This window comes from Vreelandella hamiltonii (assembly GCF_014651795.1).
Classification (GTDB): domain Bacteria; phylum Pseudomonadota; class Gammaproteobacteria; order Pseudomonadales; family Halomonadaceae; genus Vreelandella; species Vreelandella hamiltonii.
On sequence record NZ_BMXO01000012.1, the window covers coordinates 93,715 to 118,652 of the forward strand.

At 61.1% G+C, this 24,938-nt stretch carries 23 protein-coding genes; 12 read left to right on the forward strand and 11 right to left on the reverse strand.

Annotated elements, in window-relative coordinates; translation table 11 throughout:
• Positions 1–39 precede the first annotated feature (39 nt).
• From lptF to bfr, 5 genes are all read left to right on the forward strand, one after another.
• Positions 40–1,119 carry an LPS export ABC transporter permease LptF gene (gene lptF / locus IE061_RS12740; RefSeq protein ID WP_189462694.1) on the forward strand — a complete coding sequence of 360 codons (1,080 nt, stop codon included), beginning with the start codon at positions 40–42 and terminating at the stop codon, positions 1,117–1,119.
• Positions 1,119–2,198, forward strand: coding sequence for an LPS export ABC transporter permease LptG (lptG, locus tag IE061_RS12745; protein ID WP_373294983.1), 1,080 nt, complete (start codon positions 1,119–1,121; stop codon positions 2,196–2,198). Before lptF ends, lptG begins: the two co-directional genes overlap by 1 nt.
• 25 nt (positions 2,199–2,223) lie before the next feature.
• Positions 2,224–2,709 (forward strand): RDD family protein, encoded by a 486-nt coding sequence (locus IE061_RS12750; protein WP_039180489.1) that lies wholly within the window; start codon positions 2,224–2,226, stop codon positions 2,707–2,709.
• Positions 2,710–2,887: 178 nt separating this feature from the next.
• Entirely contained in the window at positions 2,888–3,094 is a 207-nt protein-coding gene (locus tag IE061_RS12755; protein WP_096922113.1) for a (2Fe-2S)-binding protein, read from the forward strand.
• A 170-nt stretch (positions 3,095–3,264) separates the two neighbouring features.
• Entirely contained in the window at positions 3,265–3,750 is a 486-nt protein-coding gene (gene bfr / locus IE061_RS12760) for a bacterioferritin (RefSeq protein ID WP_016914994.1), read from the forward strand.
• A 97-nt stretch (positions 3,751–3,847) separates the two neighbouring features.
• On the opposite strand, the gene IE061_RS12765 is transcribed toward bfr, so the two are convergent.
• The 6 genes from IE061_RS12765 to IE061_RS12790 all read right to left on the reverse strand — a co-directional run bounded on the left by IE061_RS12765 (position 3,848) and on the right by IE061_RS12790 (position 10,831).
• The gene (locus IE061_RS12765; RefSeq protein ID WP_193461757.1) at positions 3,848–5,320 is read right to left on the reverse strand and encodes a carbon starvation CstA family protein; all 1,473 of its coding nucleotides are present in this window, start codon (positions 5,318–5,320) and stop codon (positions 3,848–3,850) included.
• A gap of 144 nt (positions 5,321–5,464) precedes the next feature.
• On the reverse strand, positions 5,465–5,998 hold the full coding sequence (gene sodC, locus IE061_RS12770; protein ID WP_016914992.1) for a superoxide dismutase family protein: 534 nt from the start codon (positions 5,996–5,998) through the stop codon (positions 5,465–5,467).
• An 84-nt stretch (positions 5,999–6,082) separates the two neighbouring features.
• Positions 6,083–7,504, reverse strand: a complete 1,422-nt coding sequence (locus tag IE061_RS12775) for an ABC transporter ATP-binding protein (RefSeq protein WP_193461758.1) — start codon at positions 7,502–7,504, stop codon at positions 6,083–6,085.
• Positions 7,501–8,343, reverse strand: a complete 843-nt coding sequence (locus tag IE061_RS12780) for an ABC transporter permease (protein ID WP_193461759.1) — start codon at positions 8,341–8,343, stop codon at positions 7,501–7,503. Before IE061_RS12780 ends, IE061_RS12775 begins: the two co-directional genes overlap by 4 nt.
• A complete protein-coding gene (locus IE061_RS12785; protein ID WP_016914989.1) occupies positions 8,340–9,275 on the reverse strand; it encodes an ABC transporter permease in 936 nt (311 codons plus the stop codon). Before IE061_RS12785 ends, IE061_RS12780 begins: the two co-directional genes overlap by 4 nt.
• Positions 9,276–9,295: 20 nt before the next feature.
• Positions 9,296–10,831 carry an ABC transporter substrate-binding protein gene (locus IE061_RS12790; RefSeq protein WP_230478462.1) on the reverse strand — a complete coding sequence of 512 codons (1,536 nt, stop codon included), beginning with the start codon at positions 10,829–10,831 and terminating at the stop codon, positions 9,296–9,298.
• A 167-nt stretch (positions 10,832–10,998) separates the two neighbouring features.
• Between IE061_RS12790 and IE061_RS12795 the strand changes: the two genes are divergently transcribed.
• From IE061_RS12795 to IE061_RS12805, 3 genes are read left to right on the forward strand one after another with little or no spacing between them, the layout of a single operon-like run.
• A complete protein-coding gene (locus IE061_RS12795) occupies positions 10,999–11,772 on the forward strand; it encodes a pseudouridine synthase (RefSeq protein ID WP_193461761.1) in 774 nt (257 codons plus the stop codon).
• Positions 11,773–11,780: 8 nt separating this feature from the next.
• Complete coding sequence (tcdA, locus tag IE061_RS12800) at positions 11,781–12,629, forward strand: tRNA cyclic N6-threonylcarbamoyladenosine(37) synthase TcdA (RefSeq protein ID WP_193461762.1); 849 nt, start codon at positions 11,781–11,783, stop codon at positions 12,627–12,629.
• On the forward strand, positions 12,626–12,844 hold the full coding sequence (locus tag IE061_RS12805) for a DUF1653 domain-containing protein (protein ID WP_193461763.1): 219 nt from the start codon (positions 12,626–12,628) through the stop codon (positions 12,842–12,844). Before tcdA ends, IE061_RS12805 begins: the two co-directional genes overlap by 4 nt.
• Positions 12,845–13,823: 979 nt before the next feature.
• On the opposite strand, the gene zigA is transcribed toward IE061_RS12805, so the two are convergent.
• The 4 genes from zigA to IE061_RS12825 form a co-directional block, all read right to left on the reverse strand.
• Complete coding sequence (gene zigA / locus IE061_RS12810; protein WP_193461764.1) at positions 13,824–15,050, reverse strand: zinc metallochaperone GTPase ZigA; 1,227 nt, start codon at positions 15,048–15,050, stop codon at positions 13,824–13,826.
• Positions 15,051–15,147: 97 nt separating this feature from the next.
• Positions 15,148–15,423 carry a TIGR03643 family protein gene (locus IE061_RS12815; RefSeq protein WP_039180420.1) on the reverse strand — a complete coding sequence of 92 codons (276 nt, stop codon included), beginning with the start codon at positions 15,421–15,423 and terminating at the stop codon, positions 15,148–15,150.
• A gap of 41 nt (positions 15,424–15,464) precedes the next feature.
• A complete protein-coding gene (locus IE061_RS12820; protein ID WP_193461765.1) occupies positions 15,465–16,112 on the reverse strand; it encodes a class I SAM-dependent methyltransferase in 648 nt (215 codons plus the stop codon).
• Between the two features lie 180 nt (positions 16,113–16,292).
• Positions 16,293–16,655, reverse strand: a complete 363-nt coding sequence (locus IE061_RS12825) for a helix-turn-helix domain-containing protein (protein WP_026001833.1) — start codon at positions 16,653–16,655, stop codon at positions 16,293–16,295.
• Positions 16,656–17,130: 475 nt separating this feature from the next.
• Between IE061_RS12825 and IE061_RS12830 the strand changes: the two genes are divergently transcribed.
• Positions 17,131–19,938 carry a putative bifunctional diguanylate cyclase/phosphodiesterase gene (locus IE061_RS12830; protein WP_230478463.1) on the forward strand — a complete coding sequence of 936 codons (2,808 nt, stop codon included), beginning with the start codon at positions 17,131–17,133 and terminating at the stop codon, positions 19,936–19,938.
• Here the strand turns inward: IE061_RS12830 and IE061_RS12835 are convergent.
• On the reverse strand, positions 19,931–20,890 hold the full coding sequence (locus IE061_RS12835) for a helix-turn-helix domain-containing protein (protein WP_193461766.1): 960 nt from the start codon (positions 20,888–20,890) through the stop codon (positions 19,931–19,933). The two genes, IE061_RS12830 and IE061_RS12835, sit on opposite strands and share 8 nt — an antisense overlap.
• Positions 20,891–21,102: 212 nt before the next feature.
• Here IE061_RS12835 and IE061_RS12840 point away from each other — a divergent pair, with 212 nt between their 5' ends.
• From IE061_RS12840 to eat, 3 genes are all read left to right on the forward strand, one after another.
• Positions 21,103–22,506 carry an ethanolamine ammonia-lyase subunit EutB gene (locus tag IE061_RS12840; protein WP_193461767.1) on the forward strand — a complete coding sequence of 468 codons (1,404 nt, stop codon included), beginning with the start codon at positions 21,103–21,105 and terminating at the stop codon, positions 22,504–22,506.
• A 1-nt stretch (position 22,507) separates the two neighbouring features.
• The gene (gene eutC, locus IE061_RS12845) at positions 22,508–23,347 is read left to right on the forward strand and encodes an ethanolamine ammonia-lyase subunit EutC (RefSeq protein WP_193461768.1); all 840 of its coding nucleotides are present in this window, start codon (positions 22,508–22,510) and stop codon (positions 23,345–23,347) included.
• 152 nt (positions 23,348–23,499) lie between these two features.
• On the forward strand, positions 23,500–24,933 hold the full coding sequence (eat, locus tag IE061_RS12850) for an ethanolamine permease (protein ID WP_193461769.1): 1,434 nt from the start codon (positions 23,500–23,502) through the stop codon (positions 24,931–24,933).
• Positions 24,934–24,938 lie beyond the last annotated feature (5 nt).

The window sequence follows — 24,938 nt, forward strand, 5'->3', positions numbered from 1 at the left end:
GCATTGCATGGCAACCTGTACCGCTAGCCGGAGAGTACGTTGATATTATTTCGGTACTTAACTCGTGAAGTATTACTGACCATGTCGGCGGTGGCAGGCATTCTGCTGCTGGTGATCATGGGTAGCCGGTTCATCCGCTATTTCTCGGATGCGGCCGAGGGCGATTTTCCCGTGACGATTCTGGGCAGCCTGATGGTGTTCCATTTGCCCGGGTTTATGGAGCTGATTCTGCCGCTGTCGTTTTTCCTCGGCATTCTGCTGGCGTATGGCCAGCTCTATATGAACAGTGAAATCACCGTCATGGTGGCCTGTGGCATGAGCCCGACCCGGCTGCTGCGGGTGACGCTGCTGCCCGCCTCCGTGGTGGCCGTGCTGGTGGGGCTGTGTAGCCTGTGGCTGACGCCTACCGGGGCTTTGCAAACCGCAACCACGCTGGAAGAGCAGCGCAGCCGCCTGGACGTCTCGGTACTGGCCCCCGGACGTTTTCAGGATTTTGGCGGCGGGCGTACCGCGTACATCACCGATTTCAGCAGCGATGGCCGACAGATGCAGGAAGTGCTGGTGCACGAACAGGCGCGGCAGGGGGCCGAACAGCCGCACAGCTACGTGACCCGGGCCGGGTCGGGCTACCAGGAAACCAGCGTCGAGACCGGCAGTCGCTTCCTGGTGCTGGAAAACGGTGAACGCTACGGCGTCACCCCAGGTCTTCTGAATGCCGAACGTCTGACCTTCGAGCGCTATACCCTGCGGCTGGGGTTGAGCCGAGGCCGTCAGGAGCTGGACTCTCTGGAGTATGCCAGTACCCTTGAGCTGTGGAACGACGCAAGCCCCCGCGCCCAGGCGCAGTTTCAGTGGCGGGTAGGCCTGCCGCTGATGGTCTTCGTGCTGGCCCTGCTGGCACAGCCGCTTTCTCGGGTGAACCCGCGCCAGGGGCGCTTTGCCAAGCTGCTGCCTGCAGTGTTTCTGTATGTCGCGTATCTTAGCCTGTTGCTGGCAGCGGTGGATGCCATTGGCGGCGGCTCGCTGCCTGCGGCTATCGGCGTGTGGCCGGTGCATGGCCTGTTCCTGGCCTTGGGCTGTTTGCTGCTGTGGCACTCGCAACGGAAAGGAATGCGCTAATGCTGAATGGGTTGATGGGGGCTGACCGACTGGATCGCTATATCGCCCGCAACGTGCTGGCGGCCATTATCGTCGTGCAGTGTGTTTTGCTGGGGCTGGATATCACGATTGCCTACATCGGTGACTTGAGCGACACCCAGGGCGACTACACTGCTCTGGATGTGCTGTTATACCTGATCATGCGCCTGCCTTGGCGGCTCTATCAGTATGCGCCGGTAGCGGTGCTGATTGGCGCGCTGATTGGCCTGGGGAGTATGGCCTCCAGTAACGAGCTGACCGTGATGCGGGCGGCGGGCCGCTCGCTGGCGCGTATCGTATGGGGCGTCATGAAGCCGGTGCTGCTGGTCGTCGTCGTGGTGCTGCTGGTGGCCGAGTTCGTGACCCCGCGCACCGAACAGTACGCCGAAGCCTGGCGGCTGGAGCAACGCCAGGGCGAAGGCGCGATGCTGACCAGTCGCAGCGGCTGGCAGTTCGAAGGTGACAGCGTCTACCGTTTTGGCGCCATCCGTGCCGACAACGTGGTGCTGGATTTGACCCGTTACCGCTTCGACGAGCGGCGGCTGGTGGAGGCGACCCATGCGCAGCGCGCGCACTGGGAAGAGGGCGCTTGGGTGCTGGAAGAGGTCACCACGACCCGGATATACGATGCGCGGACCGAATCGGATTACCAGCCAACGACTGCCTGGGACACGAACCTGACGCCGACGCAGCTGGAACGCTTGCTGCGCGATATCCAGAGCCAGGCACCCAGCGAACTCTGGGCCTATGCCCAATTCCTCAAGAGCCAGGGGCTTCAGGCCGACCAGCCGCTGCTCTACTTCTGGCAGAAGGTGCTGCTGCCGCTCACCATGGGCTCGCTGGTACTGATTGCGGCGTCCTTCGTGTTTGGCCCGCTGCGTACCGTGGCGGCAGGGACGCGGGTCTTCTATGGCGTGGTCACCGGCCTGCTGTTCAAGTACGTACAGGACCTGCTGGCCCCGGCCTCCACGCTGTTCGGGTTTTCGCCGGTCTGGGCTGTTCTGGTGCCCACCCTGGCCTGTGCGGCGGTGGGCATCTACTTCCTGCGCCGCAACGGTTGAGCGGGGCATACGCATTGAAAAGAGGATGGAAAGAGTGACCCACACAAGACGCTTCACCCAGTTAGACAGCGTATGGCCTGCGGGGCTAGGACGCCGTCTGGGCGCCATGATTTACGACGGTTTTCTGGTGCTGGCCATCTGGATTGCGGCCACCGTTGCCCATCTGGCGTTCTTTCGTTTCGTGCTGGGCCAGACGGCGGATGAAATCGGCACGACGGCGCTGGACATCTGGAGCTTACGGCTGATGCTGGTGTTCTTCGTGACGCTGTTTTTCGTCTATGCCTGGCGACGTGGCGGCATGACGCTGGGGATGCAGGCCTGGCGGCTTCGCGTGCAAACGCTGGACGGGCACGCCATCTCCTTGCAGCAGGGCCTGATTCGCTGTGCGGTGGCCTGGGTGTCGCTGGCAGCCTTGGGGCTGGGCTATTGGTGGGTGCTGTTCGACCGGCAGCGCAGAAGCTGGCCCGACATCGTATCGCGCACGGAAACCGTGGTGTTGCCCAAGAAGTGATAAAAAATAATGAAAAAATTCGAGCGACGAAAAGGATGAAAAATAGCTTTTCGTCAATCGGTTAGCTATCCATTAGCAGAGCCTCAAGAAGAATCGCTACTAAAGAGTAGTGTTTTCTACTTGAAAAGATGTATGCGAATCATTTACATTCACCTCATGTCCTTTATGAGGTGCCGCCATGTACGTATGCGTGTGCAAAGGAGTAACCGACCATCAGATTCGCCAGCAAGTGAGCGACGGAGCGCGCAGCTGGCGAGAAGTGCGTGAAGCCACCGGCTGCGGCACGCAATGTGGCAAATGCGCCTGCTATGCCAAGTCGCTGACCCGAGAAGCGGTTCAGGCGGCCCGCGCCGAAGCCGACATGAGTCTCGCTTACGCCGTATGACGCGAATCACTCTTGTTGGTTTTATATTTAGCAAATAGCTGATTTGCTTGAATTTTTTGTGTACCCGCCTATACTCCCGACAACGTTGGGAGTAAGCCTTTTTATGGCCTATACTCCTTGTTTGACGCAGCTGTAATCAACAGCACTGTACGCTAAAAGAAGGTGACGGCATGAAAGGTGATCCGAAGGTCATTCAGCATCTCAACATCGCACTCGGCAACGAACTGGTCGCCATCAACCAGTACTTCCTGCACGCCAAGATGTACAAGGATTGGGGTCTGAAAACCCTGGCCAAGTGGGAGTACGACGAGTCCATCGAAGAGATGCAGCACGCTGACAAGCTGATCGAGCGCATTCTGTTCCTGGAAGGCATCCCCAACCTGCAAGACCTCGGCAAGCTGCACATCGGCGAGAACGTCAAGGAAATGCTGGAAGCCGATCTCAAGATCGAGCACGACGGCCGCAACGACTACATCGAAGCCATCACCTACTGCGAAAGCGTCAAGGATTACGTGACCCGCGACCTGCTGCGCGATCTGCTGGCCGATGAAGAGGGTCATATCGACCACATCGAAACGCAGCTGAAGCTGATCGAGCAGGTCGGTATTCAGAACTACCTGCAAAAGCACATGGCGCTGGCGACCGACGAAGAGTAACGCGTCAAGCCGGGCGTGCACTGCATCGCCCCGCCAACCAAAACGGGCAGCCCCTTGGGGCTGCCCGTTTTTTATGCGCTTCGGGATGGATGGCGTGTCAGTGGCCCTGAGGCGCCAGTTGGCCCGCCGGATTCGCTGGGGCCTCGAGAACGGGTTCATCGACGCTGAAGGTCGTCCGGCTCAGGCGACGTACCCGCTTCATGAACAGCGCGATGCACACCAGCGTACCGCACGCGGCAACCACGTAGCTGACCTGCAGCGGCAGGTTGAAGCCAATGGGGGCGTAGGCGAGGTAGGTGAACGTTGCCATGGTCATGAAGACCGCCGGGATGGAGGTGATCAAGTAGGGCTTGCGTGAGAGTACCAGGTACATCGTCGCGGTCCACAGGGCGATGACGGCGGTGGTCTGGTTGGCCCAGGAGAAGTAGCGCCACAGCAGCGTGAAGTCCATGTGGGTGAGCGCATAAGAGGCCACGAACAGTGGCAGCGCGATCATGATGCGCTTGGCGATCGGTTTCTGGCCCACTTTCAGATAGTCGGCAATGATCATGCGCGCACTGCGGAAAGCGGTGTCGCCGGACGTGATGGGCAGCACGATGACACCCAGTACCGCCAGTGTGCCACCGACGGCGCCCAGCATGGTGGTAGAGACTTCGCTGACCACGGCGGCCGGGCCACCGGACGCCAGCACGTCGGACAGGGTCTGGTCGCCGTAGAACAGGCTCATGGCGGCGGCGGCCCAGATCATGGCAATCACGCCTTCGGCAATCATCATGCCGTAGAAGATCTTGCGACCGTTGGTTTCGTTTTCAGTGGTCCGCGAGATGATCGGTGTCTGGGTGGCATGAAAGCCGGAAAGCGCACCACAGGAAATGGTCAGAAACAGCAGCGGGAAAATGGGCGCATTGTCCGGGTGCATGTTCTGGAAAGAGAGTTCGGGAATGGGCGCACCAGTGACTACCAGGCCGATGCCGATACCGGCGGCGCTGAACAGCAGCAGCGCTCCAAAGTAGGGGTAGATACGGCCAATCACCTTGTCGATGGGCAGCAGCGTGGCCACCAGGTAATAGGCAAAGATGACCAGGATGATCAGCGTGACCGAGAAAGAGGTCATGTTGGCCAGCAGGGCGGCTGGCGACGTCACGAACACCGTACCCACCAGCAACAGCAGCAAAATGGCAAAACCGTTGACCACGTGCTTCATGGCTTTACCCAGGAACTTGCCTGCCAGTTGGGGCAAGTGCGCGCCGTGGTTACGAATCGAGATCATGCCGGTCAGGTAGTCGTGGACGGCACCGGCGAAAATACAGCCAATGACGATCCAGACGAACGCCACCGGGCCGTACAGCGCCCCCAGGATCGGGCCGAAAATGGGGCCTACGCCTGCAATGTTAAGCAGCTGGATCAAGGAGTTGCGCGTCGTATTCATCGGCACGTAGTCGATGTTATCGCGCATGCTGAAAGCGGGGGTCTGGCGCTTACGATCAGCGACAAACACGCGCTCGACGAACTTGCCGTAGGTAAAGTAACCCACGATCAGCAGTAGTATCGAGAGAATGAAGGTAATCATGTAAAGCACTCAACAGGTCAGGGGGAGTGCGTGGCCCTTGACGGGCCACGCTTATTTAGCCGGAAGGAATGTACAGAGACCTGTCGGGTCATGCCTTACAACTTTAGTGGCTGATGACTTTAGTGGCTGACGATTTTAGTGGAATTACGAGCTGATCACGCCACACGCCATGCGAGCACCGCCGCCGCCCAGGTGAGGTTCGTCATCGTAGGTGTCGCCGCCTTCATGAATGATCAGGCTGCGGCCCAGCACGTCTTCCATGCTCAGGCGCGGTGCCAGCACCGGCAGGTTGGCTTCCCCGTCCTCATTGACGGTCAGCACCGGCAAATCACCCAAGTGACCATCGCCATAGGGGCCCTGGTGGGTGTCGGTCTCTTCGGGGTCGTAGTGGCCACCAGCCGCTTGCGCTGCGGTCATCTCGCCATCTTCGTTTTCAGCCGGGTCGCAGCTGGCATTTTCATGCATGTGAAAGCCGTACACGCCTGGCTCCAGATCACTCAAGGAGGGCGTGAAGAGCACGCCGTGATCGGTATGCTCGATGGCGATGGTACCAATCGACTCTTCGATACCTTCAGCGCTCACCTTGTGTATCTCGACGTCCAATGCTTCATTGGCCTGTGCCGCGCCTGCCAACAGCAGGGCCGCAGCGATACCGGTCAGCGGTAATGAATAGCGCATGTGATGGCTCCTTTCCTTGTCCATGGAAGCCCTGGCACAGCGTGGCGTGCCAAGGGGTACCTTATCAAGGTAGTTGGCGAAGGGCTAACCCGCCAACGTCAGGGCCATCTGCCGGTCACACACTTTCTCGATCAAGGCCGGGTCATGGCTGACCAGCATCACCGCGCAGCCCTGCTCCCGGGCCAGCTCGATGAGCAGGCTGAGGGTGTGCTGCTGAGTGACGGGGTCGAGCCTGGACGTGGGTTCGTCGGCGAACAGGAAGCGTGGCTCGAGCAGCAGCACGCGCAGCATCGCGAAGCGCTGCAGTTCACCGCCGGAAATCTCCCCCGGCCGACGGGCCAGCAGGTGGTCGTCGAGCCCCAGGCGCTGCAGTAGCGGCGCCACGCGTGCCGGGTCGAAGCGGTGACGCCGCTGCAGGTCGGCCAGCAGCTGCGCCAGTGTCCAGTGGGGCGAAAAGGCGGCCGGAGGGTCCTGGTAGAGCTTCTGGCGGCCCAGTACGGGAATACTTTGATGGTAGTCGACGCGCCCCTGGTTGGGCCGCGTGACGCCCAGCAGAATATCGCCCAGCGTGCTCTTGCCGCAGCCGGAGGAGCCCACCACGCCGACGATTTCGCCGGGGCGCAGGCTGACCTCCAGCTGGGAGAACAGCGCTCGACCGCCGCGCGTCATGGCAAGCCCCTGGGCGCTGACCACGGGGGCCTCGTCGTGGCCACGAAACGCGGGGGGATCGGGCCAGCGGCTGGGTTCGGCGGCCAGCAGGCGTTGGGCATACTCGGTATTCGGGTGGTTCAGCAGCACTTCGGCAGGACCGCGTTCGACCACCTGCCCCTTGCGCAGAATGATCACTTCGCCCCCCAGTCGCCGGGCGACTTCGATATCGTGTGTGATGGTCAGCAGGGCGCCGCCACGCTCGGGGGTGCTGGCCAGTAATTCGACCACGTCATCCCGGCGCGGGGCATCCAGCCCTTTGGTGGGCTCATCGGCAATCACCATGGCAGCCCCCGCAGCGCTGGCGGCCGCGAAGGCCACCCGCTGGGCCATGCCGCCGGAAAGCTCCCCCGGCAGTTTATGCAGCGCATGGGCAAGACCCAGGCGGCTCAACTCGGCCTTGGCGGCGGCTTGGGCGTCTGCTGCTGTCTTGCCAGCGACGAAACGATGGGTTTCTGCCACTTGTGGCAGGGCGCGCATGGTGGGGTCCAGCGCGTTCCAGGGCTCCTGGGGCAGCAGCGCCAGAGTGCGGCCCCACAGCGCCTGCCGGCTTTGCGGGGCGTTGGCAGGATAAGTCACACCGGCAATTTCCAGCGAACCTTGCGCCGCCAGACCCGGCGGTAGCGTGCCCATGATGGCCTGGGCAATCAGGCTCTTGCCCGAACCGGTTTCCCCCAGCAGGGTCAGACGCTGGCCAGCGGCCAGACGAAAGCTGATCGGGGCGATGGTGACGCCGTCGCCAGTGATCTCCAGATCACTGACATCCAGCAGTTGAGTGGTGAGCGTCATGGAGGTCATCGTGGGTCCTTCCCTGCCAGCAGGTTCAAGCTCAAGACCACCACGAACAGCACGAAAATCGGCTGCGCCATGGCCCAGGGGGCTTCGTGGTAGTAGGGCAACAGCTCGATCATCATCAAGCCCAGTTCCGCCGTGGGCGGCCGCAGGCCGACGCTGACAAAGCCCAGCGCGGCCATGGCGAGAATCGCGCTGGCGGCACCGAAGGCGGCCAGTGTGAACACCTGGGGCGCCAGCTCCGGCCATAAGTGGCGACGAAACAGCATCACCGGGCCAAAGCCCAGCAGTCGGCTGGCTTCGATCTGTGGTGAGGTGACCAGCGCTTGGGTGCGCGCTCGTACTACCCGGAAATACTCGATCCACAGCACCAGCGAGATCCCCACGTAGAGGGTCCAGAAGTTGCCGGGGGCGATGGCGGCCAGCAGCAGCACCAGCAACAGGCCCGGCAGCGCCAGGCAGGCATCGGCAACGCTACCCAGCAGGCGGTCGGTCCAGCCGCCCCGCCAGCCCGCCACGACGCCCAGCAGCACGCCGGGAATGGCGGCGGTGGCTACGCTGAGCAGTGCCATGCCTAAGGAGAGCCGGATGGCGGCCGCCATACGCGCCAGCATGCTGCGGCCAAGGTGGTCGGTACCGAAAGGCTCGGCCAGCGAGGGTGCCTGCAGGATGCGGCTGAGCTGCTGGCGGGCGGGGTCGGCGTCGACCAGCCAGGGCACCAGCCAGGCAAACGCGAGCAGCAGGGCCAGCAGGCCCGCGCCCCACCATTGGCGCGCCGATAGCAGCGTCGTATGGCCATGCAGGGGGCGGGAGGTAGATAGCCGTGACGAGGTAGTGCCCATCATGCTTGGCGTCTCCTTGGGTCGAGTAGGTGGCAGGCGATATCCACCGCCGTATTCAGCAGCACGAACAGCAGGCCCATGACCAGCGCCGTGCCCTGAATCATCGGCACGTCTCGGGCCACGATGGCGTGCACCAGGGCGTGGCCGATGCCGGGCCAGGCGAACAGGGTTTCGACCACCACGACACCTTCGATCAGGTAGACGAACTGGACGCCCAGATAAGCCACCACGGGCACCGATGCGTTGCGCAGACCGTGGCGCAGGAAGCTGCGCCGTGGCCCAAGGCCCTTGGTGTGAGAAAAGGCGTAGTAGGCCGACTGGGAAACCTCGGCCATGGCGTTGCGAGCCACGCGGCTGGAGACCGCCGCCAGGCCCAGCGCCAGCGTCAGGGCCGGTAGCACGGTATGCAGCGGCCCACCGTGGCCTGCCACCGGCAGCCAGCCCAGGGTGACGGCAAACAGCATGATCAGCAGTAGCCCGACGGCAAAGGCGGGCAGCGCGCGCAACACGCTGGCGGCGACTTCGCTGGTGCGGTCCAGCAGGCCGCCGGGACGGCGCCCGGCCGCCAGCCCCAGCGGGGGGCCAATCAGCAGCGAGAGCAACACCGCCACCACGGCCAGGCTCAAGGAGTGGCCCAACTGGTGGGAAAGCTCTTCCAGCACGGGCCGCCCGCTCACCAGCGAGCGGCCCAGATCGAACTGGACGAGATCCCAGAGCCAGCCCAGGTAGGCGCCCAGGCCCGACTGGTCCAGCGCCAGCTCGGCCCGCACGGCCTCGGCGGCGGCGCCATCCACCATGTCATGCCCATAGCGACCGGCAGCAATGCGGTAGGCCATATCGCCTGGCAGGGTGCGGGTAATGATGAACGTCAGCGTGCCCACCAGCCAGGCCACCAGCCCTGCCTGCAACAGCCGCGACCACAGTAGTCGGCCCAATCCATGGTTCCAGCGTGATATCACTCTGCCCACCCCATTTGGTCGATGCGGTAACTGCGCTCCAGCGGATCGATGGAGAACCCTTCCAAGGCGCTGTTGACCGCTGCAGTTTGCTGATACCAGGCCACGGGAATCAGCGGCATCTGCTGGTGAAGGCGCTCTGCGGCCAGCGGTGCCAGGTCATCGAGGGTCTGCTCGTCGGTGGCTTGACGCAGCGCGTCCAGCCACTGAGCCACCTCTTCGTCACGCCAGTTCATGGTGCCCCAGTCGCCGCCCATCGAGTTGGCGTCACTGCCGATATCGTCCATCAGCGAGCCCAGCGGGTTGGGCACCAGGCCGTAGTTGCGGCCTACCAGGCCGACTTCCAGGCTGTTGTCGTGGTGGCCGGAAGGGATCTCGCTGGCGTTACCCACGGCGACTTCCAGCGCGACACCAATATCACGCCACTGATCCTGCAGGGCAGTGGCCACGACCGGAAGCTCGGGGCGATCCGCATAGGTGCGCAGGGTCAAGGCAAACGGCTGGCCATCGCGCTCCAGCATGCCATCACGCCCTGCTTCCCAGCCCAGTTCGTCCAGCAGCGCTTTGGCGGCCTCGATATCCTGGGCATCCGCAGGGTCAAGCCCCAGGTGCCAGGGGCCAAGGCTATCCGGGAAGAGTTCGGCGGCCGCGGCTTCCGGGGTGCGCAGCAGGCCCGCCGCAATGCCCTGCCGGTCGATGGCCATGCTCAGCGCCTGACGAGCGCGCGCATCTTCCAGCAGCGCATGGCCTGCATTCAGTTTCAGCATGATGGTGCGTGGCAGCGGCTCGGCATGCAGCGCTAGCCGTGCGTTACGCGCCAGGCGTGCCTGGCTGGCGGGGTCCAGGGTGTACACGATATCGGCGTCACCGCTTTCGGCCATCAGGGCGCGGGTTTCGCCTCGGCTAACGGCCAGATAGCTGGCGCTGGCAATGTTGGCGGGCTCTCCCCAGTAATCCTCGAACCGCGTGACGGTCATGCGCTGCGGTGGCGAGAGCGCCTCCACCTGATAAGGGCCGCTACCGATCATCGCCACGACGTCGCCATTATCGGCAAACGCCGCATCGGCAAGAATCAGCGCGGTGGAGTGTGCCAACAGGGCCGGCAGGGGCGAGAAGGGGCTTTCCAGCTCGATGACCACGGCACCCTGGTCGGCCCGCATCTGCTGAATCGGGGCGCTGTCGAGTATGCCCGGTTTGGCACGGGCGACTTCCAGGCTGTGGAGCGCTGCCTCGGCGGTCACGGCGCTGCCGTCATGAAAGGTGGCTCCCTCCCGCAGCGTGAAACGCCATGTCAGGCCGTCTTCGGAGACCTCCCAGGCGCTGGCGAGTCCTGGGGCAAGCTGCCCGTTCGAGTCGGTGTCCACCAGGGTTTCGGCCACGCGCATGCGGCCAAATACATAGCCCGAGATGGCCGGGTCTGGCCCCTTGATTTCCCACGGGGCGACGATATCCAGGCGCTGTTCGTTAGCCCATCCAGCAGGCGTTACGGGTAAAGCCAGTAGGAGGGTGACTCCCGCAGCAAAGGCGCGCTTCATAAGAAACTCCTGATGGAATAAAAGAGTTATCTTATAACATATCAGGTCAGGTATGAAAGTCATTCTCGTCTGTGCAACGGATGACATTCACCTCTGTAGCCGCGACAATAGCCCGCCGGGCATATCGCCACCCGGGTCGTCGTTTCATGCCGTTAGTAGGGAATTCCATGCCGCCACTCAACATCCTCTATCAGGATGAGCACCTCGTTGCCGTGCATAAGCCTTCCGGGCTGCTGGTGCACCGCTCCACCCTGGCGCGAGGGGAAACCGAATTTCTGCTCCAGCGCCTGCGCGACCAGCTGGGCAAGCGGGTATATCCCGTGCATCGGCTGGACCGGCCTACCTCCGGGGTCATGGTGCTGGGGCTCTCGTCGGAAGCGGCGGCGCTGCTGGCCGAAGCGTTCAGCGAACGCCAGGTGGAGAAGCGTTACCTGGCCGTGGTGCGCGGCAAGGCACCTGAGCAGGAGCGGCTGGACTACCCGCTCAGGGAGGAGGACGGCACCCGACCCAAGGCGGAAATGCCCGCCATGCCCGCGATGACCGACATTCGCCGCCTGGACAGCGTCGAGCTACCCGTGCAGGTAGACCGCTACCCGGTGGCGCGTTACTCGCTGGTGGAGGCACGCCCCCTGACCGGGCGACGCCACCAGATACGCCGCCACTTGTCCCGGCGCGGCTACCCGATCATCGGCGACGCCAAGCACGGCAAGAGTGTCCACAACCGCTTTTTTGCCGAACAGCTGGCAGCGCCACGCCTGCTGCTGGCAGCGACTTACCTGGCCTTCGATCACCCGCTGCTGGATAAGCGCATTCAGCTTGGCTGTGCCGTGGACGACACCATGAAGCACCTGTTCGAGCAGTTTGGCTGGCAGGGGCATTTACCCCTGGATAGCGTGCGAACCCCGCCCATTGCCAAGCCTTCTGTCCTGCAAGCCCTGTGAGTCAGCCCATGTCATTGAATGAATCTACGCCCTCTTCCAGCGATTATGATTTCCGCTTTGGCGGTATTCGGCGCCTTTACGGCCAGCGTGCGGCGCAGGCATTTCGCCGTGCCCACGTGGTGGTCGTCGGGGTTGGTGGTGTGGGCAGCTGGACGGTCGAGGCGCTAGCCCGCTCAGGCATCGGCAAGCTCACGCTGATCGATCTGGACGACGTATGTGTCTCCAACGTCAACCGCCAGCTTCACGCGCTGGATGGCACGATTGGCCAGCCCAAAGTAGACGTTTTGGCCCAGCGCTGCCGCCTGATTGCCCCCGAGATCGAAATCATCGCGGATACCGCCTTCGTCACGCCCACCAATCTGGCCGAACGCATTCCCGACGACGCCGACCACGTGGTGGATGCCATCGACAGCGTCATCGCCAAGGCCGCGCTGATTGCCTGGTGCAAGCGGCGCAAGATCCCGATTACCGTCACCGGTGCGGCAGGCGGGCAAACCGACCCCACGCGCATTCAAGTGGCGGATTTGACCCGCACCGAGCACGACCCGCTGCTTTCCAAAGTGCGCTCCCGGCTGCGCCGCGACTACGGCTTCTCCCGCAACCCCAAGCGGCGTTTTTCGGTGGAGTGCATCTACTCCGACGAGCAGCTGATCTACCCCGGCGCCGACGGCGAAGTGTGCCTGCAAAAGCCCGGCAGCGGCGATGCCACACGGCTGGACTGCGCTTCCGGCTTTGGGGCGGCGACCTTTCTCACCGGCACCTTTGGCTTCGTGGCTGCCTCCAAAGTGCTGGAGCGGCTGGCCAAAAAAGCGCAGCAGCCCGCCGCCACACACACAACCGAAGAGGAAAGCGAATGACCACCCCGACCCCTGGCATTTACCGCCACTACAAAGGCAGCCTTTACGAAGTGATGGGCACCGCCCAGCACAGCGAAAGCGAAGAACCGCTGGTGGTCTACCGCGCCCTCTACGGCGACTACGGCCTTTGGGTGCGCCCGCTGGCGATGTTCACGGAGAGCGTGACGAAAGAGGGCAACACCCAGCCGCGCTTTGCATTGGAGAAGGCGTTCTAGCCCTACTGATGCTGGTGTCGCAAGCGCTGACGCATCCGGTCATTGCGACATAAAAGTGTGTTTGCGCTAATCTGTGGGAAGCCAATGCATTGGGCGACTACCTGGGCAAGCACAGGTGCCGCCATCATCGCGGGCTGAAGCCCCCTCCCACCAGGTCATTGCCCAGCTCACCTGTGGGAGGCCAATTCATTGGGCGACTGCCTGAGTAGCCACCCCAGCCTGCTTGTGGGAGGCCAATTCATTGGGCGATTGCTTGGGCAGGCACAGGTGCTGCCATCATCGCGGGCTAAAGCCCCCTCTCACGAGGTCATTGCCCAGCTCACCTGTGGGAGGCCAATTCATTGGGCGATTGCTTGGGCAGGCACAGGTGCTGCCATCATCGCGGGCTAAAGCCCCCTCCCACCAGGTCATGTCCCAGCTCACCTGTGGGAAGCCAATGCATTGGGCGACTACCTGGGCAAGCACAGGTGCCGCCATCATCGCGGGCTGAAGCCCCCTCCCACCAGGTCATTGCCCAGCTCACCTGTGGGAGGCCAATTCATTGGGCGACTGCCTGAGCAAGCACAGGTGCTGCCATCATCGCGGGCTAAAGCCCCCTCCCACCAGGTCATGTCCCAGCTCACCTGTGGGAAGCCAATGCATTGGGCGACTACCTGGGCAAGCACAGGTGTCGCCATCATCGCGGGCTAAAGCCCCCTCCCACCAGGTCATGTCCCAGCTCACCTGTGGGAAGCCAATGCATTGGGCGACTACCTGGGCAAGCACAGGTGTCGCCATCATCGCGGGCTAAAGCCCCCTCCCACCAGGTCATTGCCCAGCTCACCTGTGGGAGGCCAATTCATTGGGCGACTGCCTGAGCAAGCACAGGTGCCGCCATCATCGCGGGCTGAAGCCCCCTCCCACCAGGTCATTGCCCAGCCCACCTGTGGGTGGCCAATTGATTCACGCCAGAATGCGATGAACCTTGTGTTTAGGGGCGTTACTCCCAGGCAGGGAAGGGGTCCGGGAGCTGCTTCCACGCTTCCATGCCTTCGAGCAACTCTGCTTCGCTCAGCAGGCACTCATCCAGCGCAGCACGCATGCGGGATTGATCCATGTTCTGGCCAATGAACACCAGCTCCTGGCGCATATCGCCAAACGGCTCTTGCCATTTCTCCAGGATGAACTGGCGGTATTCCGGGTCTTCCGGCCAGTTGGCTTCCGGAATGGCTTTCCAGAACACCCCGGCGGGGCCATGATGGGCTATGCCGCCTGCCTGGCTCCACTGGCCCGCGTAGCGGGGGCGAGTGGCCAGCCAGAAAAAGCCTTTGGAGCGCAGCAGGCCCTTGCCGAACCACTCGGCATTCAGCAGGTCGTGAAATTTTTGCGGGTGAAAGGGGCGGCGGGCGTGGTAGGCGAAGCTGCCAATGCCGTACTCTTCGGTTTCCGGCACGTGCTCTCCGCGCATCTCCTTGAGCCAGCCGGGCGCCTGCTGGGCGCGCTCGAAATCGAACTTGCCGGTATCCAGCACCTTGTCCAGCGGGACACCGCCCTGGGTGATGGGCACCAGCTCGGCCTCCGGGTTGAGCGAGCGCAGGATCGCTTTCAATGACGCCAGTTCGGTTTCACTGATCAAGTCCGTCTTGCTGATCAGCAGCACATCGCAAAACTCGATCTGGTCCACCAGCAGGTCGGCGACGTTGCGCTCGTCGTCCTCACCCAGGCTTTCTCCCGCTTCGGCCAGACTCTGCGCTTCCTGGTACTGAGCCAGGAAGTTGGCGCCATCGACCACGGTGACCAGCGTGTCCAGCCTTGCGACCTGGGAAAGGCTCTGGCCGCTTTCGTCTTCGAAGGTAAAGGTTTCCGCCACGGGCAGTGGCTCGGAGATGCCGGTGGACTCGATGACCAGGTAATCGAACTTGCCCTCGCGAGCCAGTTGGCTCACCTCTACCAGCAGATCTTCGCGTAGCGTGCAGCAGATGCAGCCGTTGCTCATTTCGACCAGCCGCTCTTCCGAACGATTCAGCGCGACGTCACTGTTCAGGGTCGGCTCGCCGGGGCCGCCGCGTACCAGTGCGCCATCGATATTGACCTCGCTCATGTCGTTGACGATCACCGCCACGCGACGTCCCTCGCGATTGGCGAGAATATAATTGAGCACGGTGGTTTTCCCCGCGCCCAGAAAGCCGGAAAGCACGGTCACGGGTAAAGGAGCGAACGCAGACATTGCCAGTACCTCTAAACGGGTTTATGTTATGTGATAATATAACAGTTGATCGCTGATGGAAACGGTACCTTGAATACTGGCTGATCAGGACGTGAGCTTACCGCTTGTATTGGGTTGGGCAGTAACCGCGCAGAACCTCTGGGGAGCGCAGTGCAGCATGCTTGGTGGTTCTACCCGAGACCCGTTGGCGCCATAGGCGAAAAGAGGTCGGCTTGAGCTGGTAACGCATGATGGCGATCACCTCAGGCTCGCCTAGCCCGAACAGTGATGCAATGGCCTCGAAAGGAGTACGATCCTCCCAAGCCATCTCGATGATGCGAGACTGCTCGTCGAGTGGCAAACGATGAAAGCGTTTTACAGCAGCATGGGGCATGGCAGGGTCAATGGCGCAAAGAGTGGTACGTTCATTGTACGTTATGAATGGCTTGTATTGGTACTGTCTGGTTTTTCTTTGGCTGCCAGCAGGGCTCGAAAAAGCCCGTTCATCAGCACTGGCCGATCATGACGAATCCGAAAACCTGCCTGCGTCAGCAGCGGGGTTGCTTGGCGAGTGATGTCGGTAGCGATAAAAGAGGTCAGCAGATTCAACGCCCGTCGCCCCCTTCCCGCTGCGTGGGTGTCAGGCTGAAACTTGTCCAGAACGCACAGCTGCCCGCCGGGCTTCAAGACGCGAAACGCTTCTGCCAGCCCTTTTTCGGGTTGGGGCATGACCGCCAGGATCAGATGCATGACCACCACATCGAAATGCCCATCGGCATAATCCAGTGCTGCAGCATCCATGATCTTGCACAGCACGTCGCGCTGGTGGCGGTTGGCCCGGGCATCGGCGCGCTTCAACATGGCGGGCGTCACATCGGTCAAGTGCACTTCCAGCTCGCGGGGGAGAAAGTGAAGGTCCAGCCCCGTACCGGCTCCTACCACCAATACGCGCATGCCTGGCTCCCAATCCACGTGGCTCAGCGCCACCTGGCGCGGTTTACGCAGTGCTCGTGAGATCAGAACGTCATAAACAGGTGCATACAGGCTATAGCGCAGACGATTCCAGGCGGTGGTATTCAGCATGAGCGTTACCTTGTGATGCGCATTGGGCAGTCGGGCGTGTTGGCGCGGAAGGCATGAACATCTATAGCATGAATATCGAAAGGCTACCAAGCCGTACAATTTATTCTTGGATACACTTTGAATCCATTTTGTTACTTATGGATACATTTTGTGGTGGTTTGACGTGGTGCGGAGGGGAGATTACTCACCCAAGGAGGCCTGTTGCTGTAAGCGGTGGGCAAGACTTTCGGTAATGTCCAGTATCAGTTGTCGATCTTGTTGCTTTAATGGCGCTAATAAGAGTTTGATTCTTTGCGTCTGGTCATCGATATGTACACTGGCTTCTCCGAGTAATTCCGCGGCCTCACAATTGAAAATCTCGGCTAATTCAAGTAAGCGCACAATATTGGGTATGACGCGCCCTCTCTCAATACGTGATACCGCTTCGTTGCCTACCCCCAACCGCTCGGCAACCTCTTCTTGAGTGAGTTGGCAGCGTATTCGCTGCTTGGCAATGGCTCGTCCGATATTTCCAGCTAGCCGTTTCTGTTCAATTTTGTTCACACTTTCCTCCATATAGCCCTGAATGGTTGGGGAACGGCCTATTGACATGAAGGACTGTTTAGGTTGAATATCATCCTGATGGGTTGAGTGGTGATGAGGTCCCAAGCTTTTTTTTCACGCCAGCGCGCACGCGCAGCGTTAAGTGGATTAACTTTTTTTAAATTGGCCATTTGATTAAATGTTGATGCTGGTGGGGAGAAAGTGAAGTGAGTTTCATTAGGTTTTGAAACTCAGTCATGTATCGTTTTCAGATGACGGAAAAAGAGTCTTGCTGAATGCGTTAAAACAGCAAGATAGTGAATACAGGTGAGCAGTACCGAAACTCGAATCAAGTCAGTGAGCCCGCTAAAGGGTTGACTACTCATACCATCACTGTATGGCTCAGGGATGATCACACAGCGGTCAATAAGGCTTATTAAAAAGCATTTGGCTTGCCATCGTGGCTGACCTATAGAACCCGAAGGCGCTAAATATCATGGCTTCCACGACGGCTCCAGAAATTTTTCAGCAACTCGCCGCCAGCTTGACGCGTGTCAGCCAGGGTGATTTTTTTTGTCACGTTGCTGAGTCCCTTGCTGCTCTGCTCGATATCGACCATGTCATGATTGCGCGTATCGAGCCTCGCAAGAAAAGAGCGCTGCCACTGGCCACATGGTCGTGCAGCGGCTTTGTCGATGCGCCGAGTTACGATTTGAAGCATACCCCGTGTGCCCAAGTGTCGTCAGACACCTGTTTCCACATGCCATCCCAGGTAGCTGCCCGCTTTCCTCATGACCCCAAGCTGGCGGTGTATGATGCCGAAGGTTATCTTGGCGTGCCCATGTCGGACGCATCTGGGCAGTGTCAGGGCATCATTGCCATGATGCACTCGGCCCCTCTCGAATTGCCTGACTATGCCACTGAAGTGCTGCGTATCGTGGCTTCCCTGGCAGGGTTCGAGTTGTCTCGACGTCAGGTTGGCGCGAGAGCCGATGAACAAATCGCCAGCAAGCAGCGTGCCCTGAGGCTGTTGAATCGCGTCAACGAAGCACGTTTTCACGCCACGGACGAGCAGGGGTTGCTCCAGGCAGCCTGCCGAGCCATGGTCGAAGTCGGTGGCTACAGTGCTGCCTGGGTGCACGAGCGCCCGCCGTCGTTTGCCCAATGTGAGCTGGGGCCGGTCACGGCCAGCGTTGATGAAGAAAGTGGCGACCTGGCGTGGTTGAGCCCCAGGCAGATGTTGATCGAAGGGGGCAGCCGTGCCCTGGCGCTGACGGCGCTGGAAACCCAAGAAGCCGTGGTCTGGGCCCCGTCGCTGGCGGGTGAATATCCTGAACAGGCCTTCATGCTACGAGAGCTTGGTGTCAATGCCTTCGTTGCACTGCCGCTGATCTACCGAGGGCAACGGCTGGGTGTCATGTGCCTTTACCAGGCAGAAAATGCGACGATCACCACAAGAGAGCTGCGGCTATTGAGTGAGCTGGCTGACGATGTTGCCTTCGGGGTCGACAACCTCTTGCATCGGCGATCCGAAGCGCGTATCCAGCACGCAGTGGCACAGGTGGCGACAGCCGTTTCGGCTCAGCATGGGCAGGCCTTTCTGACCCAACTGACGGATCACATGGCCAATGCGTTGGCGGCCGAAGTAGGCTTCATTGCCACGCTAGATGAGCGTGACCCCAATCTCGCCAACGTCTTGTCGCTGTTCGTGAACGGTCAGCCACAGGCACCTTTCAGCTACCATCTGGACGGGGTGCCGTGTCAGGATGTGCTCATCGAGCAGGAGTGCGTCGTTCTTGAAGGAGCAGGTATCCGCTTGCCCAAGGAAGCCAACGGCGCATTGGAATGGGTCAATGCTTATGTGGGGCGTCGGCTGGACGATGTCGAAGGACGGCCCGTGGGCATCATCGGGGTCATGTTCAAGGCACCCTTGGAAGATGCCCATATCGTCTGCACCGTGCTGCAAATCTTCGCGGCGCGGGCTGCCTCGGAGTTGGGACGTCAAAAAGATGAAGCGCGCATTCGAGAGCTGGCATTCTGCGATGCCGATACCCAACTCCCCAATCGGGCAGATTTCATTCAACACCTCGAAGAGCGAGTGATTCGCAAGACGAGCTCGCGCTTTGCATTGCTGCTCCTGGATCTCAATCACTTCAAGGAGATCAATGATACCGCGGGACATGACATTGGCGATCTGGTGTTGAAAAAAGTCGCCCAGCGTTTTCGTCATGCATTGCCCGCCGGGGAGTACCTGGCAAGGCTGGGAGGAGATGAATTTGTCGTGGTGTGTGACAACGCCAACGATAAAGGCCGTGCCTTGATAACCGCCGAGCGGCTATGCAACAGTTTAGAGAATCCTATTGTTATAGAGCAGCACTCTTGCGAATTATCGGTCAGCGTGGGCATTTCGCTCTATCCGGTACACGGGCAAACAGCGCAGGCGTTATTAAAGCATGCGGATATCGCCATGTACCAAGCGAAACGTCACAAGCTCTCCGCGCGTACGTTCGAACACTGGATGGGCCGCGCCGTGGCCGATCAACTACGCATTGCCAAGCGCCTGGCAGTGGCGCTGTCCAACCACTCCCTTTATCTGCACTTTCAACCTCAGGTCGACATGCGTACCGGCGAACTGATCGGTGCCGAGGTGCTGTGCCGCTGGCGGGACGATGAGCTTGGCGAAGTCCCGCCCAGTCAGTTCGTGCCTATTGCGGAAGATCGAGGGATGATCGTGGCGCTGGGCAATTGTGTCATTGAGCAGGCGTGCCAGCAGTTGGCTGCCTGGCAGCGTCAAGGGTGCCAATTGAGCGGCCAGCTCTCCATCAATATTGCCGCAGACCAGTTTGAAGATAGCGAACTGGTGGCCACCTTACTGAATAGTTGCCGACAGCATAGTATCGCCCCCGACCAGCTGAGCGTCGAGATCACGGAAAGTGGCATCATGACTCACCCTGAGGACGCCATTGCAACCACCGAGATCTTGAAGGGTCATGGCCTGGGTTTATCCATCGACGATTTCGGCACGGGCTATTCGTCGTTGGCCTACCTGAAGCGTTTTGCCGCCGACCGGATCAAGATCGATATTTCGTTCATCCGTGACATGCTGGTCAGTGATAGCGACCGCACCATCGTGGCCACGATCATCGCCATGGCCGACACATTGGGGCTGCAAACCATCGCCGAGGGCATCGAGTGTCAGGCCCAGGCAGAAGCGCTGCTGGAAATGGGCTGTTATCAGGCGCAGGGCTATTTTTACGACGCACCGCTCGACCCGCAGCAGTTTGCCCAACGCTGGCTCAAGTGATTCGATCTGCCACCGGCGTACGCAGTGTGTCCGATGGGCACTCTCCAAACTGATGCCGATAATCGTGGGCAAACTGCCCCAGGTGGCAAAACCCCCAGTACGTGGCAATGTCGGTGACCGTCTGGGGCGGTTCGGCGGCGCGCAGGGCGCGGCGCACATGGTTCAACCGCGATAAGCGCAAGAACTGCAGTGGGCTGATCCCCAGAATGGAGGTGAAACTATATTGCAGCGTGCGTCGGCTGACATGGGTCAGATCGCATAGCGCTTCCATGGTCATGGGCCCTTCGTGATGCTCTTCGACGTAGCGCTTGACGCTGTCCACCACTGCCTTGCGGTGTGCATGGCTGGGGGGCAGCTCTTCATTGGGTTGCCAGGTGCCCAATAGCTCCAGAAGGCCCATCATGACGATGTCCTGGTGCAGCCGTTCGGCAACGGGGGCTCCTTGTTCTCCCAGTAGCCGCTCAAGAACGAACATCAAGGCGTGCCGTGTCGATGGGTGAACCATGCGTCTTGGTTCCCGCCGCCAGCGTTCATCCAAAGCAATACCCTGCTGCTGAGCGGCGGCGTAGAGTGCAGGCAGTCGCACGACCAGCCCGTAGATATCGAAGTGGCCAGGGGTCACCAGCTCGAAAGCTTGGCCCCCCGGGCGGCACATGATCTGGTTGCCTGCCAAGGGTTGCCCGTTGATGCGTGAGCCGTGGGGGCGAACGGGAATTCCCAGCCACAGCGAATCCTCCCACACCTGGCAATCCTGGCGCAGCGCCTGTTCGGTATGCTCCTTGAAGAGCTGGACGGCGGGCAGCGCGATTTCATCCAGCCGCCCGTAAAAGCGGCCTGGGCTGAGCTGGTCGTACTGCTGCTGCCAGTGCGTCAGGTTCTGGGCGTGCTCGTCGGCATCGCAGGCTTCTCGTGTGCACTTTTGTGGTGCGTTATTCGACAACGTCATCTCCATGACCTGCTCCTGAAGGTGTCGCCATGTGTCTGTTCTGCGATGGGGTTTTTGGCAAGGTTTTGTTTTCGTTTGTTTTTCGAGCCTGTCAGGTGGTTTGCCAAAACTCGATACTCCCCGTTAAGTGATAGCGCTATTGTGACAACAAGCAAGTTTTGTTCCGTTTACCAGCACAAAACAGCACAGCCCAATACGAGGCAGGGCAGGAGAGGCCTATGGCGCACTATCACTCGACGGTGGGCAGCCGCCATTATCGATTCAAGGGGCTGGCCGAACTGATGGCCAAAGCCACGCCGCCGCGTTCGGGAGATCGACTGGCCGGCATCATGGCAGACACTGCCGAAGAGCGGGTGGTGGCCCAGATGGTACTGGCGGAGCTGCCGCTCACGACCTTCTTGAACGAAGCGCTGATTCCCTACGAGCAGGATGAAATCACTCGCCTGATCATCGATGACCACGATGCCCAGGCCTTTGCACCGCTGCAGCATCTCACCGTGGGCGACTTCCGCAACTGGCTGCTCTCTGATCACGCCACCAGCGAAGCCCTGGCCGCTGCCCGCCCCGGCATCACACCGGAAATGGCCGCAGCAGTGAGCAAGCTGATGCGCAACCAGGACCTGATGCTGGTGGCGAAGAAGTGTCAGGTGACCACGGCGTTTCGCAACACCATCGGCCTGCCGGGACGGCTTTCCACTCGCCTGCAGCCCAATCACCCCACCGATGACGTGACCGGTATCGCGGCCAGCATTCTCGATGGCCTGCTGTATGGCAGTGGCGACGCGGTGATTGGCATCAACCCTGCTACCGATAACGTCGCCCAAAGCATCAAGCTGATGCGCCTGATGGATGAGGTGATTCAGAAATACGAGATTCCCACCCAATCCTGCGTGCTCACTCACGTCACCAATACCCTGGAAGCCATCGAGCAGGGCGCGCCGGTGGACCTGGTGTTTCAATCCATCGGCGGCACCGAAGCCACCAACCGCAGCTTCGGGTTCGATTTGAGCACCCTGGCCGAAGCCGAAGCCGCCGCACAAACGCTGAACCGGGGCAGCGTGGGTCGTAACGTGATGTATTTCGAAACCGGCCAGGGCAGCTCGCTCTCGGCCGACGCCCACCACGGGCTGGACCAGCAAACCTGCGAAGCCCGCGCCTACGCTGTGGCGCGCAAGTTCAACCCGCTGCTGGTCAATACGGTGGTCGGGTTCATCGGCCCTGAATATCTGTACGACGGCAAGGAGATCACCCGCGCGGGACTCGAGGATCACTTCTGCGGCAAGCTGTTGGGCGTGCCGATGGGGTGTGACGTGTGCTACACCAACCATGCCAACGCCGACCAGAACGATATGGATAACCTGCTGACGCTGCTGGGCGTGGCGGGCTGCAATTTCGTGATGGGCATCCCCGGCTCCGACGACATCATGCTCAACTATCAAACCACCTCGTTTCACGACGCGCTCTATGCCCGCCGAGTGCTGGGGCTGAAAGCCGCGCCGGAGTTCGAACAGTGGCTGGCCAGAATGCAGATCTTCCAGGATGTGAGCACCCATCGCCTGAACGACCAGCTTCCCGCTGCCTTCGCCAACAGCCTGCGTCACTTGCCGAAAGGAAACGACTAAGATGCCGAAGCCACCCTCGCAGGACACCAAGGCGCCTATCGTCATCGAAAACCCCTGGGAGCGCTTGCGCGCTTTTACCGATGCGCGTATCGGGCTGGGGCGTGCAGGGGTGAGCCTGCCCACCCATCAGCTGCTGGCATTTCAACTGGCCCATGCCCAAGCCCAGGACGCAGTGCACTGCCCGCTCGCGTGCGACGCACTGGCCGATGAACTCACCCGGCAACTGGCGTTGGGCAGCGCGCCGCTGGTGGTACACAGCCGCGCTGAACACCGTGCCATGTACCTGCAGCGCCCCGACTACGGCCGACGGCTCGACGAGCCATCCCGGCAGGCACTGCAGCAAGCGGCGGAGAGCGGCCAGCGCTATGACCTGGCGGTGGTGGTGGTGGATGGCCTCTCGGCTTTGGCAGTGCAGCAGAACAGCGCCCCGTTTCTGGCCGCCCTTTACGACGCACTGCAGCGCGACCACCACGACTGGAAGCTGGCGCCGCTGACCCTCGTCGAGCAGGGGCGCGTGGCCATTGGCGATGAAGTGGGCGCGCTGCTCAATGCCGACGCCGTGCTGGTGATGATTGGTGAGCGCCCCGGCCTCAGCTCGCCGGATAGCCTGGGACTCTACATGACCTGGGCCCCCGAAGTGGGCTTGAAGGATGACCGACGCAACTGCATCTCCAACGTGCGCCCCGCTGGGCTGGCCTATGCAGAGGCGGCAAGGCGACTACTGCTGCTGTTGCGCGAAGCGCGGGAGCGCAAGCTCTCTGGCGTGAAGCTCAAGGACCGCAGCGAAGACAACGTGCTGGAGGGCAGCCACTCGACCCGGAATTTCCTCGTGGCCGATTGAAAAAACAGGCGACGGCTCAAGACGCGAGATGACTTCTCCGCTCGCGCTCTGAACGGCCATTTCCACACAACAAGAACATCGCCAATCACAACGCAAACAACGCAGCACGCCGCTGACACCCATTGCGTTCCACACTGAAAAAGGGCGAGACCATGACACAACCAACGGTTGATCAGACGTATCTGGCGAAGCGCCAGCTGCGTAAGGGTACGGCAGGCTGGATGCTGCTGGCGGGACTTGGGGTTTCCTACGTTATTTCGGGGGATTTTGCGGGCTGGAACTTTGGTATTGCCGAAGCGGGCTGGGGGGGCTTTGCCATCGCCGCCTGTCTGATGGCCGTGATGTACCTGGCTCTGGTGCTCTCCCTGGCCGAAATGTCCGCAGCGATCCCGGCGGCAGGCGGGGGCTACAGCTTTGCCCGCCAAGCCATGGGGCCGGCGGGAGGCTACTTGACGGGGCTGGCGGTATTGATCGAATACGCGCTGGCGCCTGCAGCCATCGTGATCTTCATCGGTGCGGCGGTCGAGGCCTTGTTGGGTGTCAACGGCCCGCTGGTGTATCTGCTGTTTTATGCGGTGTTCATCGGCATTCACCTCGCCGGGGTGGGCGAAGCGCTGAAGGTGATGATGGTGATCAGCGGCTTGGCGGTCTTTGCGATTCTGGCCACCGCCGTGGCGCTGATCGGTGACTTCGATGCGGCCAACCTATTCGATATTGCCCCCACCGAGGCGGCGGGGGCGAGTGCCTTCATGCCCTTTGGCTGGTACGGTATCTGGGCGGCACTGCCCTTCGGCATGTGGCTGTTCCTGGCGGTAGAAGGCGTGCCGTTGGCGGCGGAAGAAGCCAAAGACCCCGCCCGCGACATGCCCAAGGGCATCATCGGCGCCATGCTGTTTTTGCTGTTCACGGCACTGCTGGTGGTCGTGCTGCTGGCGGGAGCCACCAGCGCCGAGATGATCGGCCAAAGCGGCGTGCCGCTGGTGGATGCCTTGAATGCTGCAGGCAACCCGACGCTGGCGACCCTGGTCAATGTGCTGGGCCTGGCGGGCTTGATTGCCTCGTTCTTCTCGATCATTTATGGCTACAGCCGCTTGGTGTTTGCGCTCTCCCGGGCGGGCTATCTGCCTAAACGGCTGTCTCTGACCAGCGAACGTAAAGTGCCCTACCTGGCGCTCATCGTGCCGGGGGTGTTTGGCTTCCTGGCCTCGCTGAGCGGGGAGGGTGACCTGATGCTGGGCATGGCCGTCGTGGGGGCGACCATTTCCTATGCGCTGATGGCGTTCAGCCATATCTGGCTGCGCCTCAAACAGCCTGAGCTGCCGCGCCCCTACAGAACGCCGGGTGGTATCGTCACCTCGTCGGTGGCCTTGGTGCTGTCACTGGTGGCCATGACCGGTGTATACGCCTTCGACCCCCGCGCATTCAACTACACCCTCCTGCTGTTTGTGGCGGGGGCGGCTTACTACTTCCTGTATAGTAAAAATCATCTGGTGGCGAAAACGGCCGAGGAGGAGTTCGCGCTGGTCACTGCGGCACCAGAAGAGATCGAGCCCTCTGCTGCAGGCGTCGCCGCCGCCAAGCTTTAATCAGC

Excerpts from the sequence above, each read along its gene's own strand:
- zigA (WP_193461764.1), bottom strand. The coding sequence starts at position 15,050 with ATGTCTGCGTTCGCTCCTTTACCCGTGACCGTGCTTTCCGGCTTTCTG.
- IE061_RS12815 (WP_039180420.1), bottom strand. The coding sequence starts at position 15,423 with ATGCCCCATGCTGCTGTAAAACGCTTTCATCGTTTGCCACTCGACGAG.
- IE061_RS12750 (WP_039180489.1), top strand. The coding sequence starts at position 2,224 with ATGGAAAGAGTGACCCACACAAGACGCTTCACCCAGTTAGACAGCGTA.
- lptG (WP_373294983.1), top strand. The coding sequence starts at position 1,119 with ATGCTGAATGGGTTGATGGGGGCTGACCGACTGGATCGCTATATCGCC.
- eutC (WP_193461768.1), top strand. The coding sequence starts at position 22,508 with ATGCCGAAGCCACCCTCGCAGGACACCAAGGCGCCTATCGTCATCGAA.
- IE061_RS12765 (WP_193461757.1), bottom strand. The coding sequence starts at position 5,320 with ATGATTACCTTCATTCTCTCGATACTACTGCTGATCGTGGGTTACTTT.
- IE061_RS12820 (WP_193461765.1), bottom strand. The coding sequence starts at position 16,112 with ATGCTGAATACCACCGCCTGGAATCGTCTGCGCTATAGCCTGTATGCA.
- IE061_RS12780 (WP_193461759.1), bottom strand. The coding sequence starts at position 8,343 with ATGATGGGCACTACCTCGTCACGGCTATCTACCTCCCGCCCCCTGCAT.
- IE061_RS12805 (WP_193461763.1), top strand. The coding sequence starts at position 12,626 with ATGACCACCCCGACCCCTGGCATTTACCGCCACTACAAAGGCAGCCTT.
- IE061_RS12840 (WP_193461767.1), top strand. The coding sequence starts at position 21,103 with ATGGCGCACTATCACTCGACGGTGGGCAGCCGCCATTATCGATTCAAG.
- IE061_RS12775 (WP_193461758.1), bottom strand. The coding sequence starts at position 7,504 with ATGACCTCCATGACGCTCACCACTCAACTGCTGGATGTCAGTGATCTG.
- sodC (WP_016914992.1), bottom strand. The coding sequence starts at position 5,998 with ATGCGCTATTCATTACCGCTGACCGGTATCGCTGCGGCCCTGCTGTTG.
- bfr (WP_016914994.1), top strand. The coding sequence starts at position 3,265 with ATGAAAGGTGATCCGAAGGTCATTCAGCATCTCAACATCGCACTCGGC.
- IE061_RS12790 (WP_230478462.1), bottom strand. The coding sequence starts at position 10,831 with ATGAAGCGCGCCTTTGCTGCGGGAGTCACCCTCCTACTGGCTTTACCC.
- IE061_RS12830 (WP_230478463.1), top strand. The coding sequence starts at position 17,131 with ATGGCTTCCACGACGGCTCCAGAAATTTTTCAGCAACTCGCCGCCAGC.
- IE061_RS12835 (WP_193461766.1), bottom strand. The coding sequence starts at position 20,890 with ATGGAGATGACGTTGTCGAATAACGCACCACAAAAGTGCACACGAGAA.
- IE061_RS12755 (WP_096922113.1), top strand. The coding sequence starts at position 2,888 with ATGTACGTATGCGTGTGCAAAGGAGTAACCGACCATCAGATTCGCCAG.
- tcdA (WP_193461762.1), top strand. The coding sequence starts at position 11,781 with ATGTCATTGAATGAATCTACGCCCTCTTCCAGCGATTATGATTTCCGC.
- eat (WP_193461769.1), top strand. The coding sequence starts at position 23,500 with ATGACACAACCAACGGTTGATCAGACGTATCTGGCGAAGCGCCAGCTG.
- IE061_RS12795 (WP_193461761.1), top strand. The coding sequence starts at position 10,999 with ATGCCGCCACTCAACATCCTCTATCAGGATGAGCACCTCGTTGCCGTG.